Annotated in this window: 13 protein-coding genes; 4 read left to right on the top strand and 9 right to left on the bottom strand. The window is 29.8% G+C overall.

The genetic code is table 11. From position 1 onward, the window contains the following. The 5 genes from LQ668_RS07615 to LQ668_RS07595 are packed head-to-tail and all read right to left on the bottom strand — an operon-like array spanning position 1 to position 5,215. The gene (locus tag LQ668_RS07615) at positions 1 to 1,497 is read right to left on the bottom strand and encodes a Na+/H+ antiporter subunit D (protein WP_078358084.1); all 1,497 of its coding nucleotides are present in this window, start codon (positions 1,495 to 1,497) and stop codon (positions 1 to 3) included. Further along, a complete protein-coding gene (locus tag LQ668_RS07610) occupies positions 1,490 to 1,837 on the bottom strand; it encodes a Na(+)/H(+) antiporter subunit C (RefSeq protein ID WP_078358083.1) in 348 nt (115 codons plus the stop codon). The genes LQ668_RS07615 and LQ668_RS07610 overlap by 8 nt, the downstream gene beginning before the upstream one ends. Continuing rightward, positions 1,834 to 2,259 carry a monovalent cation/H+ antiporter subunit B gene (locus LQ668_RS07605; RefSeq protein WP_078358082.1) on the bottom strand — a complete coding sequence of 142 codons (426 nt, stop codon included), beginning with the start codon at positions 2,257 to 2,259 and terminating at the stop codon, positions 1,834 to 1,836. Before LQ668_RS07605 ends, LQ668_RS07610 begins: the two co-directional genes overlap by 4 nt. Continuing rightward, positions 2,246 to 4,645 carry a DUF4040 family protein gene (locus LQ668_RS07600; RefSeq protein ID WP_239775957.1) on the bottom strand — a complete coding sequence of 800 codons (2,400 nt, stop codon included), beginning with the start codon at positions 4,643 to 4,645 and terminating at the stop codon, positions 2,246 to 2,248. Before LQ668_RS07600 ends, LQ668_RS07605 begins: the two co-directional genes overlap by 14 nt. An 18-nt stretch (positions 4,646 to 4,663) precedes the next feature. Continuing rightward, the gene (locus tag LQ668_RS07595) at positions 4,664 to 5,215 is read right to left on the bottom strand and encodes a tyrosine-type recombinase/integrase (RefSeq protein ID WP_107509449.1); all 552 of its coding nucleotides are present in this window, start codon (positions 5,213 to 5,215) and stop codon (positions 4,664 to 4,666) included. Positions 5,216 to 5,351: 136 nt separating this feature from the next. Here LQ668_RS07595 and LQ668_RS07590 point away from each other — a divergent pair, with 136 nt between their 5' ends. Then, a complete protein-coding gene (locus tag LQ668_RS07590) occupies positions 5,352 to 5,561 on the top strand; it encodes a DUF1659 domain-containing protein (protein ID WP_078358079.1) in 210 nt (69 codons plus the stop codon). 32 nt (positions 5,562 to 5,593) lie between these two features. Next, positions 5,594 to 5,809, top strand: a complete 216-nt coding sequence (locus tag LQ668_RS07585; RefSeq protein WP_078358078.1) for a DUF2922 domain-containing protein — start codon at positions 5,594 to 5,596, stop codon at positions 5,807 to 5,809. Positions 5,810 to 6,375: 566 nt separating this feature from the next. Here the strand turns inward: LQ668_RS07585 and LQ668_RS07580 are convergent. Further along, a complete protein-coding gene (locus tag LQ668_RS07580) occupies positions 6,376 to 6,705 on the bottom strand; it encodes a MarR family transcriptional regulator (RefSeq protein ID WP_078358077.1) in 330 nt (109 codons plus the stop codon). A gap of 262 nt (positions 6,706 to 6,967) precedes the next feature. On the opposite strand from LQ668_RS07580, the gene LQ668_RS07575 reads away from it, so the two are divergent. After that, a complete protein-coding gene (locus tag LQ668_RS07575; RefSeq protein WP_107509450.1) occupies positions 6,968 to 9,148 on the top strand; it encodes an AraC family transcriptional regulator in 2,181 nt (726 codons plus the stop codon). Positions 9,149 to 9,201: 53 nt separating this feature from the next. Here LQ668_RS07575 and LQ668_RS07570 read toward each other — a convergent pair whose 3' ends face one another. The 3 genes from LQ668_RS07570 to LQ668_RS07560 form a co-directional block, all read right to left on the bottom strand. Further along, positions 9,202 to 10,164: an LCP family protein gene (locus tag LQ668_RS07570; protein WP_078358075.1), complete on the bottom strand. Its 963-nt coding sequence runs from the start codon at positions 10,162 to 10,164 to the stop codon at positions 9,202 to 9,204. Between the two features lie 245 nt (positions 10,165 to 10,409). Then, positions 10,410 to 10,706: a hypothetical protein gene (locus LQ668_RS07565; protein WP_078358074.1), complete on the bottom strand. Its 297-nt coding sequence runs from the start codon at positions 10,704 to 10,706 to the stop codon at positions 10,410 to 10,412. A 55-nt stretch (positions 10,707 to 10,761) separates the two neighbouring features. Then, positions 10,762 to 11,181 (bottom strand): HTH domain-containing protein, encoded by a 420-nt coding sequence (locus LQ668_RS07560; protein ID WP_078358073.1) that lies wholly within the window; start codon positions 11,179 to 11,181, stop codon positions 10,762 to 10,764. A 114-nt stretch (positions 11,182 to 11,295) separates the two neighbouring features. Between LQ668_RS07560 and LQ668_RS07555 the strand changes: the two genes are divergently transcribed. Next, the gene (locus tag LQ668_RS07555; RefSeq protein ID WP_107509451.1) at positions 11,296 to 12,252 is read left to right on the top strand and encodes an ornithine cyclodeaminase family protein; all 957 of its coding nucleotides are present in this window, start codon (positions 11,296 to 11,298) and stop codon (positions 12,250 to 12,252) included. The last annotated feature ends 85 nt before the right edge of the window (positions 12,253 to 12,337 follow it).

The following is a 12,337-nucleotide window of genomic DNA, read 5'->3' as shown; positions in this document are numbered from 1 at the left end:
TTACTTCGCCTCCACTTCTACATTTGGAATAATTTCTTTAATATATGATTGTTCATTTATATTAAATTGGGCAGCTAATTCTGAAATGTCTAGAACATATTGAGAAGCAATCCCCAACACAATTGTTGCTACAGTCAATATAACCATCGCATAAAGTTTGTTTTTAGATAGCACAACTCTCTCAGCTTGTGGAATGCCTTCTCTTCCAAAATACATCACCAAGAAGACTCTCAGTAAGCTGTACATAGCGATTACACTTGAAAGAATCATCACAATGACACCGATTGTATAACCATTCTCTAAAGCACCTTTTATAATTAATAATTTCCCAGGAAATCCACTAAATGGAGGTACACCACCGATAGATAGTATAGTTATAAAGAATATAACGCCTAGACTTGGATAATATTTAATGAGACCACCAAATTGGTCATAATATCTCGTTCCAGCTAATAATACAAACGTACCTATGATTAAGAATAGTAAAGTTTTGATTATCATATCATGGCTGACATAGAAGATAGCGCCAGTTATACCGTCACTATTATTTGCACTTAAACCAAGTACTGCAAAACCAATAGACAAAATTACTTGGTAAGCAGCTATTTTTTTAATATCTTTAAATCCTAATACACCTATACTACCGATAATCATCGTAATAATAGCCATTATATATAGTAGAAAATGTGTAACGTCTGGCTTCTCATCAAACATAAGTACCATTATTCTAAGTAACGCATATACACCAACTTTAGTCATAAGACTTGCGAATAACGCAGCTAGTTCTGTGTTTAATGCAGCATACGCTTTTGGCAACCACATAAACATTACAAGAGCAGCCTTACCACCAAATACAAATATCATAATAATCGCCACTAAAGTAACTGTCGCTGGTTGATTACTTTCGCTCACTCTCATAGCTATATGGCCAAAATTCAAAGTACCTAACGTACCATATAAATAAGCAACACCCATCAAGAAGAACCATGAGCTTACGACGTTAATTACAACATAGATAATACTAGCTCTCAACTGTTCAATAGATTGCCCCAGTGTTAGTAATACAAATGAGGCTAAGAGCATAATTTCAAACATAACATACAAATTAAATATATCTGCTGTAAGAAAACTACCATTAACACCAGTTAGTAAAAATAGTATAAAAGATGGTAAAAAATATTTATTTGCTATTCTTTCTCGTTTACCAAAACCAAAATAAATAATAACTGTCACAACAAAACAAGAAACAGTCGTGAACAATAGCCCGAGTTCATCACCTACGAATTGTATTCCAAATGGTGGTTGCCAGTCCCCAAAATTAATTACTAACGCTTTATTTAAACTAACTTCTATTAACATCCAAGCAGTTATTAATGTTGTAATTGTTAAACTCGATATCGCGATACGTCTAGTTAACGTTAAACGTTCTTTAAAGAAGAACAGTATTAACCCAGTAATTAAAGGAACGAGTAATGGTATTAATATTAAATTATTCATCTACATCTTCATCCTCACCGCGTAACGCCTCTATTCTGTTCACTTTCGTTAACTTAAATGTTCTATATACTAAAACAAGTAAAAATGCTGTAATAGCAAAACCTATAACGATTGCAGTCAATATTAGCGCTTGTGGTAAAGGATCTACATAATCTTTACCTTCTCCATTTATAAGAGGGACATTCTTCCCACCAAATTCGCTCATTGATAAAATCATTAAGTTTGCTACGTGTGTATAAATTGCTGTCCCGATAACAATTCGAATTAAGTTCTTAGATAAAATCATATATGTTCCTACAAAGGTCAGTACACCTATTATAATTACAAGTATTAAATTCAACTGTTATCACCACTAATCGCAAGCATGATTGTTACAACAGCTCCAACTACAGTGAGTAGTATACCTAGCTCAAATAGTGTAACACTTGATATATGAATTTCACCTAATAGCGGTAATGTGACATAACCGTCTTCGTGAGTTAACATTGGATGACCAAAAAATATTGGTATAATACCAGTTCCGATAGAGATTAAACAACCGATAATCGTCACTGCTCTAAAATCCAAAGGCATTGATTGGACAACTGTTTCAACATCAAAAGCTAAAAACATTAAGATAAAGGCTGAACTAAAAACAAGTCCACCTATAAATCCTCCACCAGGGTTATCATGACCTGCAAGAAAAATATAAAATCCAAACGTCAAAATAATAAAAATGGCTATTTTGGATATCGTTTCTAATACCACATCATTTTCTTTCATTAGGATCACCCTTTCTTATCTTAAATTTAACTAAAGTGAATATACCTAAACCAGCAATCAAAATAACAATACCTTCTAACATTGTATCGAGTGCTCTAAAGTCTCCGAGTATACCGTTCACTATATTTTTAACGCCTGCTAATTCGTCGGCATGCTCATAATAAAATGAAATTTTGTCGAATAAACTATCTTGTTGCATCATTATAACGAAGATTACGACAAAGACTGCCATTAATAAAGAAATCGTTAATTTAAATACTTCACTTAACACATGAGGATTATCCTTTTGTACGTTTGGCAAATGGTAAAATACTAATAAAAATAACACTGTTGTGATCGTTTCAATTACTAATTGTGTAAGTGCTAAATCTGGTGCTTTCATAAATATAAATACCACTGCTATTGAATATCCTATTACACCGTTTAAGATAGTCATCGTCATTCTTTCACGAATAAACATTAATGCTGTCGCAGTTATCACGATATTAATTAAAATAATAATTTCAAATGTTGAAGCATCTGTAATATGATAATAAGCTATATCGTAAATACCTACTTGATAAATACCGTATCCCATTATGACAAAGAATATAATATATATAATGTGCAAGTATTGATTCAATTTATTGTTCATTATACTTTGAATTGAGAACGTACTTACTCTATCTAATAAACTCATACCTTGTGTATAAAGCGTATTAATTTCAAGTTGTTTAGAAAACTTACTATATATAACATCCCATTTAGGAAATAGCACAAGTAATGTACCACAGATATAAATACCTAATGTTAAGAATAATTCTACTGTGAAACCATGCCATGCACTAATATGAGGTAAATGATTCATAACTTGACCATCTTGGAATATATCTCTTAACGCTGGTCCAATTAAATATTCTCCTAATAAATTAGGAACAAAGAATATTGTCGGTACAAACAACACGATTATAAATGGTGCAATTAACAATCCACCGCCATCATGACGAGGTACTTTAGGTAATTGTTCTTTTTTTATTTGTCCAAAGAATGGTTCTTTAATTAACTTAATACAATAAACAAATGTAAAAATGCTGCCTATAAATCCAGCTGATATCATTACAATGGAGATTACTTGATTAAATATTTCAGTATGTCCTGTTTCCACTAAACTAGTAAAAAATGCTTCTTTACTTAAAAAACCATTAAACAATGGAATACCAGCCATAGACAGTGCACTTATCGTCATAACAACTGCTGTTATTGGCATAATTTTTCGTAATCCACCTAGCTTTTTAACATCTCTTGTGCCTGTTTCATGGTCAATAATGCCAACACCCATAAATAGAACACTTTTGAAAATAGCGTGATTAATTAAATGGAATAATGCTGCAAACAAACTTGCTAAAAAGATTTCATTATCCGCTTTAAAATCACTGTTTAAAGCAAGTAATCCTAAACCAATCATCGTCATAATCATACCGAGCTGACTGATTGTAGAATAAGCTAGCATTGCTTTTAAGTCTTTCTTATTTACTGCAAAGAAAGATCCTACCAATAAAGTAACTAACCCAACTGTAACAACTGTATAAACAACCCATTCACTTTGACCAATAATTGGTGTGAATCTTAATAATAAATAAAGTCCTGCTTTAACCATTGTTGCTGAATGTAAATAAGCACTTACTGGCGTTGGTGCTTCCATAGCATCCGGTAACCAAATATGGAATGGAAACTGTGCTGACTTCGTAAATGCTCCGAGTAAGATTAAAATGACTGCAAGTACAAACCATGGTGATTCAAATATTTTATCAACCATACCCACTTGTTCAGTAATTGTATTCGTACCCGTAATGCTATTTAGCAGAATTAAACCTACTAACATAGCCATTCCACCAAAAACAGTGATTAAAAATGATTTCAAAGCACCTTCTTGACTTTTCCCACGTTGATACCAATATGAAATAAGTAAGAATGAAGAAATACTCGTCAATTCCCAAAATGTATATAACAAAATTGTATTATTAGAAAGTACTACGCCCAACATTGCGAGCATAAACATTAATAAATACGTATAAAATCTTGGAAGGTTATCTTTTTCATGAGATAAGTAATAAATGGCATAAAGGAAAACACCTGCACCAATTAATGAAATAAGAAGTGCAAAAATTAAAGATAAGCCATCAAGTCGAAAATCTAAATTAACATCAATGATAGGTATCCATTCTTGAAAATAAGTAACTATATTTCCAGTATAAACATTCCTAATTTGGCTAAGAAAATATATGGAACTAAGTACTGGAGCAATTAAACTTAGCCAACCTGCAAATCGACTAAACTTTGTATTCATAGTCATAAGTACAATTGACATTACAACTATAATCATTAAAAACAGACATACTAAAGCCATACACTAACTCCTTTCTCTCTATATATTAAGTTCTATTGTCGTTTCTTTTTTAATAGTCGTTACGTCAATAAATTTTAGTGTCTCTAGTAAAGATTGATGTCCAAGATACTTTTGAATAATAGATACAGAAATCCCGGATTTGAAAGCATGATATGCAAAAGTTTTTCTTAACGAGTATAACCCAATATTCTTGAGCCCTACCTCTTCAGCAGCCACATGAATAATTCTATAAGCTTGTTGTCTCGATAATTGTTTTTTTGTTTTGATGGACATAAATACAAAGTCGTCTCTCTTAAGCCCTTCTTCCCTTATAAAAGATGACAAACTCGATCTTAAATGAAGAGGAATGACCACTCTTATTAAATCCTTCTCATCATTAATCCAATTATATTTAATATCATTATCCTCATCTAATAAATCCTGAACAGTTAAAGTCAATAATTGATTAACTTTCATTCCAGTATGAATAGCCAAGCTAAACAATAAATAATCTCTTTCACTATGTGATTTAAGCACTTCATACATTGCTCTTATATCGTCTTTATTCTTAATTGGAGATACTTGTTGCATGCAATTTGTCCATCCTTCCTAATTAAGGTACATATTAATAATAATATATATTTGAGTAACATGAAAGAAATTTTTACCTTTTTTTGTCGTTTTTACAAAGATATTTCGATATATAAGTTGAAAGGAGGTATTAATTATGGAAACAGTTAAAGACATTAACATCATATTATTACATCAATATTTAGACGAAGCCTCTAAAGTGAAAACTGTTCAACGAAAATTTAATGCAATTAATTTAAACGTTACTCCTGAACAAGTTAAAACTTTTAAAGCTATCATCGAAACATTAAGCGACGAAAAGTTCAAAGATGCTTATATCGTCAAAACAATTCAGATAGAAAATTAATACTATCTGATAATAAGTTAGGAGGTGAAAACATGAGAAGAGTATTAGAATTAACATTTAAGACATCAACTGAAAAAACATTTACACTCCAAATTCAAAATCCAAAAGCAGATTTAACAAAAGAATTTGTAGAGCAAGCTATGAATAAAATCATGAAACTAAACTTATTTAATTTATCAAAAGGAGAATTAGTTTCAATCCATTCAGCGCAATATATAGAGCGTAATACTCGCCCTTTAATTAAATAATCTATATACAAAAAAAGTGGCTGAGACAAATTAATTGTCTCAGCCTTTTAGTATTTGGTCATTTATTTTTACACAAGTCGGAAGATGGGTAAGCATGTGTAGTCATATTCACAAATATCAGAAGATGTGTAAGCATGGGTACCTATATTCACACATATAGGAAGATGTGTGAAAGATTTTTATACATAAAGCACCTCGTTAATTTAGTTTTTGTCATGATCAATTAAATTATACGAAAGTGCTTTATTTTTTTATGAAAATAGATATTGAGAACGATTTTGTAAAGTGCTGATGCCCGAGGGAATAGTATGTGTGAGAGACTACAGGCTCGAACCATACCCTCTGGCAAATGCACTACAAAATCGCAAGATTTTGTGAAAATAGATATTGAGAACGATTTTGTGAAGTGCTGACGCCCGAGGGAATAGTATGAGTGAGAGACTACAGGCTCGAACCATACCCTCTGGCAAATGCACGAACAAAATCGTAGATTTTATAAATAAAGAAAAGAGAGCTAATCCGAAAAATATGGATTAGCTCTCTTGATTTGAGAATTCTTATTTTTGTTAAATATCTTGAACGAGTGCTTTATAGTTCTCTTTATGCTTTTCATCCATGAAGTAATATACTTTTCTTTCATCAAGATCACTTCTATATTTATCTATTAAACCTTTTCTATACAACTTTGCTAAGTTTGTACCTATATTTGAAGGTCTCGTTTCGAGTTCTGTTAATTTACCGTTTAGTATTTCTTTTATCGTGATTTCTTTAGCTCTGAATATTTCTTCTAATATAATAAATTCAACTAGCGATAAGCGTTTATCATTTTTTAAATTTGTTATTTTATTTTCATAATCTATCATTTCTTGAATTGTTTTGTTAAATATTTCTGCCACTTCAAACCCTCCTGTTTTAAATTCTCCCGATTTTTAATAGTTCGCAATACATAAATTTCATTAATTATTATTGTAACCCGTTTTAAATTCATATTTTGATTAAATCGATTAGAATATTTGATTTATTATAATACAACTTATCTTTTTCAACGAATCAGGTAACATATAATTACTTTTTTTGATATTATGATAGTATAAACATTTAAAATATGACGATATTTGATGTTATATTCCAATTTTTGTCTTTCCATGAGGTGGTTATTTGTATAATTACGAGATTACTTTACATAAAGAAAGCATTATTAATCCTAAAAAACCAGGATTTGGTGCACTATGTTTTATTTTAGAAGGAAAAACGGATTTAACTTTAAATCATACGAGCTATACTTTTAATGTCGGTGAATTATTCTATTTACAGGATAATGATAACTATTTACCTATTATTAATAATGGTTTAGTTGCTATTCTTCATATTAGTTACTCAATGATGGAAAGTTTAAGTGGAGAGGAAGCTTTCGTCTTTAACATTCCTAGAACTACAAAAACCAATGAATTAGATAGATTTAAACACCAAATTAAAGATTTGTTTATTAGAGCTATATTAGCAGATTTAAACAACGTAAAAATTAGACGTAGTCATTATGTGGTAGAAATTTATAAAATTTTGTATGAACGATTTAAAGTTGATACTAAAAACTATGGACAAATCGAAATCAAGTTAAGTAGCCTTATATATAAAGTTAAACAATATATTGACCAGCATTATCATGAAAGACTTTCACTCAATAGTGTAGCAAGCCAGTTCTATATTTCTCCAGAACATTTATCACGAGAATTCTCGAAACAAATGGGAACGACATTTATTCAGTATTTAAAAGAAACGAGATTATTCCAAGCAACATATGCTTTATTGTTCAGTCAATTTAAGGTTGAACAAATTGCTAATAGTCACGGTTTCTCCAGTTATCACAATTTTAATCGACAGTTTAAGGAACAATTTCATGTAACACCAAACCAATATAGATTACAATATAAAAAACACAAAATTAATAAAGAAAATGAAAATATTTCTAATGATTATAAAGATTTACTCATTTCTAAATTGCAAAAAATGATGCAAAATAGATCGTTCGTACATGAGTATAAAAAAATGTCTTTTAATGATGGTCCACTTAAAACATTAAGAGCCAATCATAAGACATATTTACATATAGGCGATGTTTATGATTTCTACTCACCTTTTCTAGGTGAAATTTTAGAAAATGTAGAAAAAATGACTCAAACACCTATTATCATCATTCACTGTTCAGTGAAGAAATTTTTCAATGATGAACATAAAGAAATTTATAAACAAAATTTAGGTTTTTGTTTAAGTATGTTTTCAGATACTCGAATTATTCCATCTATAAAATTATACGATATTGATTTAAACGATACTAAATTTAAAACAAACTGGCATGAACTAATAGATACGATACATAATTATTTTTATAATAAAAATGGAGAAATATTCTTTGATATAAACTATGCCGATGTTTATCAAATCAGACAACAAATAAGAGAAACAAAAGATAGACTTAATGACATTAAGATTATGATCAATGCACCAAATCCTTTTGAGAATACATATGAGGATATGAATATGGAAGTCTGTCATTTTAATGAAATAGATGGTTTTGCTTTAAGTTACAACTTTAATAGTCTATATAAACTAGATGAAATGAGTCATTATGATATTATAAAAATCACAAACGAATATACAGAAAAACTCATTCAAAATATGTCATATTTAAAATCATTTAATAAAGAAGTTATACCTTTAGAATGGAATATTTTAAATGGTGATACATACACAAGTAGTGACTTTTATTTTAATGTTTCAATAATGTTGAAACATTTATTAAATATTACTAATTATATTTCCGGTATAGGGTTCTGGTTAATGGAAGAATCATCAGCTAAATATGCATCAATAGAGCAACCACTTTCTTTATATTTAAAATATCATTGCAAAAGTCCAACAAATTACTTATTAACTATATTGAGCCATTTTAACGAACAACACTTTTATGAAGGACCGAATTACGTTAAATTTGAAATACATAACAAAATCTTTTTCTTATTGTACAATTATGAGCTCTATCATCCTCATGATATAAATTACCAAAATAATATAAGTGTTATTTTGTCTTATAGAGATATCCCTTTCGAGAAATTTAGAGTTACTAAGATTACTTTTGATCAAGATAACGGTAATATATTTAAAGCAATAAGGAAATTAGACCACAATCATGGTAATTTAGATTATTTGAACACCGTTTTGTTAGATAGATATTGCTCACCCGACATAGAAATGGCAGACTACAATAGTAATAATATAGACGAAACATATTATATAAAAACAAATGGTATCAAATTGTTAATTGTTCAAAATCAAGGATAATTAACAATATAAAAAAAGTAGAAATTCTTCTTGGAAGAATTTCTACTTTTTTATTAATCTAATTCTAAGTTAGAACGGTAATTATCTACTACTTCTTTTTTACTAGAATCACTAGGTACGAAGTAATATAATCCGTCATCTAAAATTGTATCTTGGCCTTCTAATTGGTTTCTATCTACATTATCTAATGCATCACTATATTTAGATCTTAAGCTGTTGATTTGAGAAATCTTTAAATCTGTTTGAACATTATCACCTAATGTATCAAAGATCTGATTGATTTTTGGTAATGAACCAACACTAACTAATTCATTTGCTAAAGCTTGAATAACAAGTTGTTGACGTTCTTGTCTTCCAAAGTCACCACCAGCACCATCTTCTTTTCTACTTCTAATAAATGCTAATGCTTCTTTTCCATCTAGTTTATATTTTTGACCTTTAACATATGAATTTCCTTTAACTGTAAATGTCGCATTACTTGTAACAGTTACGCCACCAGCTTGATCGACTAATTCTTCAACACCATCCATATTAATTGATGCATAATGGTCAACTGGTACATTCATAAGTTTCTCTAATGAGTTAATAGCCATTTTCGGACCACCATATGCATACGCATGGTTAATCTTTTCAACAGAATCTTGACCAACTATTTCTGCTCTTGTATCTCGTGGAATACTTACCATAACAGTCTTTTTCTTATCAGGGTTAATTGATAATAAAACGATTGAATCTGATCTTTCCCCGCCACCTTGAGCTGCTCTTGTAGAATCTGAATCTACTCCGAATAAAGCAATGGATATTGGATCTCCATTTACATCCACAGCTTTCTTTCTTAACTCTGATTTATCTCTGTCTAATGGATTATGTATTGAATTACCTAATGCAAAAAATTTATATACAAAAAATGCCAAAGCAATTAAGAACAGAAGTAATAAAATAATGACGATTGTCGTTACTATTTTAAACGCTGCAGACTTTGGTTTTTTCGTCGAACGCTCATATTGATTTGCCACGTGTGCTCAGTCCATTCTATTTTTTCTTTATTATACATTTATTTTTCAATCTTTGCCAATATCAAATTAATTATGTGCACAATTTAAATGCAAATCCAAAAGATTGTAAATTTATACTAAATCAACCCACTTATTTCTGGAAAATCTATACATTCTATGATAAAGTATTTTTGTAAATCTACAACGTTACTTGTTTTAAATTTTTTAGACATATTAAACGGGAAAGAGGATGAGATTCGGCGATCTCATCCTCTCTTTTTACGTCTTTTTTTACTAGTTTTAGATTTAATGACTTTAGTCGTTATTTGATTATCGTCAGGATATCTGATTCTAACAATGTCTCCATAAAATAATCGCTGTTCTCCATATCTTTTACATAGAGATAAATCTGGATAAACTTCTTCTACTTTGGCAATATAATTATACGATTTATCCGTCTTCAAAACATCAATAAAATAACCTGGTTCAATACCTTTATTGGTTCCTGCATTAATAACAAATGTCGTATCATCTAAGATTCTTATAATTTCAACTTGTTTCATAATTCCACTCTAACTTTCTTTAATTCTAAAAAATATGAAATATTATGATAACCACTTAGTTGACTGTTTTTAAAGTTTCATAGAGTTGAAGAATATTTAATATGAGATTTCTTTCTTCCTTACGATCAATTTTTTTATTTTTTAATAATCTATTTATTGTTTTCTTTTTTACATTACATAATTTGGCAATAGATTTATTAGTTAAATTATACTCTTTTTTTAACGTTTTTTCAATATAGTACTTACTATATTTTAATGCATCTTTATTCTCACCAATTGAATCAAAGTAATTTAGTCTTTTATCAATCTCATTTCTTTGTTTGTCAGTTAGTACACCTTGATTGCCTTGTAACAATAATTCATACTTTTCTTTTGGTAGATTCAATAGTTTCCTTAATTGTTTATCACCTATCTCATATTTATTTGAGACATTTTGTATTCTTTCAGCATAATTTTTTTTATCTATTTTAGCCATCATATCACTTCCTTCTTTACTATTTTATATACCCCAAAACAGAAAAAATAAGCAATGATATCTATAACATGATATGTTGTAATTACACTAATATTAAGAAAGGTGCGGTTACATATGCATATATTATCGGATTCTGAAATTGAAAAGCAATACTTAATAGCAGATGCTATACGAGATACTCAGGACTTATTCCCGAAATTAGAACAAGGCCAAATTTTAGTTGAACATCGAACAGTTATGGAGCTTCCTGATACACATAACGCAATGCTTTATATGCCATGTTTAGATTTAAAAGAAAAGCTCGGAACAAATAAAATCATTTCTATTTTTCCAGATAATCCAAAATTAAATTTACCGACAACTCAAGGAAAAATTTTAATTACTGAATTAGAAACTGGTCAACATAAAGCATTAATTGATGCAAGTTACTTAACAAGGTTAAGAACTGGTGCTTTAAGTGGTATCGCAACTCATTACTTAAGTCGTAAAGATAGCCGAGTACTTGGTGTTATTGGTACTGGTGGAATGGCTTTTGAACAAGTTTTAGGAATACTTGAAGTAAGAAATATTGAACACATATATCTATATAATAGAACAAATGAAAAAGCAGAAATTTTTAAAGAAAAACTAATCAAATTTGGAATTAATGCAGAAATCAATGTCGTTAAAGATGTCCAAGAATTAGTAAAGCAAAGCGACATTATAAACTGTGCAACACGTTCAAATGAATCGGTATTTGACGCTATAGATTTGAAACAAGGTGCACATATTAACGGTGTTGGTTCTTATCAACCTTCAATGCGTGAAATTGATATTAAAGCGATAGAACAGTCATCTAAAATAGTTTTTGATGATATAGATGGCGCAAAAACAGAAGCAGGAGAATTTATTCAAGCTGAAAAAGATGGTCTCTTTAGTTTTGATCATGCATACAGTGATTTACAACAACTAGCATTAGGCAACATAGATGGCCGAACTGATGAACATGAAATTACGATATTTAAATCAGTCGGTGCTGCCCATTTCGATTTAGCAGTTGGCGTTGGCGTATTTAAGAAGTTGCTGTCTTAGATTTTATAGATAAAGAATCCATATATTACTTTTATAAATTAGAAATTAAAAAGCGCCCACTCCGCAAGATAATATCAAACGGAAT

Source organism: Mammaliicoccus sp. K-M42 (assembly GCF_022386375.1).
Taxonomy (GTDB): domain Bacteria; phylum Bacillota; class Bacilli; order Staphylococcales; family Staphylococcaceae; genus Mammaliicoccus; species Mammaliicoccus fleurettii.
The sequence above is the reverse complement of the archived record's forward strand: the minus strand, read 5'-3'. Positions and strand labels throughout refer to the sequence as shown.

Bases quoted from the DNA above. Each gene is read 5' to 3' on its own strand.
- LQ668_RS07615 (WP_078358084.1), bottom strand. From the start codon at position 1,497: ATGAATAATTTAATATTAATACCATTACTCGTTCCTTTAATTACTGGG.
- LQ668_RS07605 (WP_078358082.1), bottom strand. From the start codon at position 2,259: ATGAAAGAAAATGATGTGGTATTAGAAACGATATCCAAAATAGCCATT.
- LQ668_RS07600 (WP_239775957.1), bottom strand. From the start codon at position 4,645: ATGGCTTTAGTATGTCTGTTTTTAATGATTATAGTTGTAATGTCAATT.
- LQ668_RS07595 (WP_107509449.1), bottom strand. From the start codon at position 5,215: ATGCAACAAGTATCTCCAATTAAGAATAAAGACGATATAAGAGCAATG.
- LQ668_RS07590 (WP_078358079.1), top strand. From the start codon at position 5,352: ATGGAAACAGTTAAAGACATTAACATCATATTATTACATCAATATTTA.
- LQ668_RS07585 (WP_078358078.1), top strand. From the start codon at position 5,594: ATGAGAAGAGTATTAGAATTAACATTTAAGACATCAACTGAAAAAACA.
- LQ668_RS07565 (WP_078358074.1), bottom strand. From the start codon at position 10,706: ATGAAACAAGTTGAAATTATAAGAATCTTAGATGATACGACATTTGTT.
- LQ668_RS07560 (WP_078358073.1), bottom strand. From the start codon at position 11,181: ATGGCTAAAATAGATAAAAAAAATTATGCTGAAAGAATACAAAATGTC.
- LQ668_RS07555 (WP_107509451.1), top strand. From the start codon at position 11,296: ATGCATATATTATCGGATTCTGAAATTGAAAAGCAATACTTAATAGCA.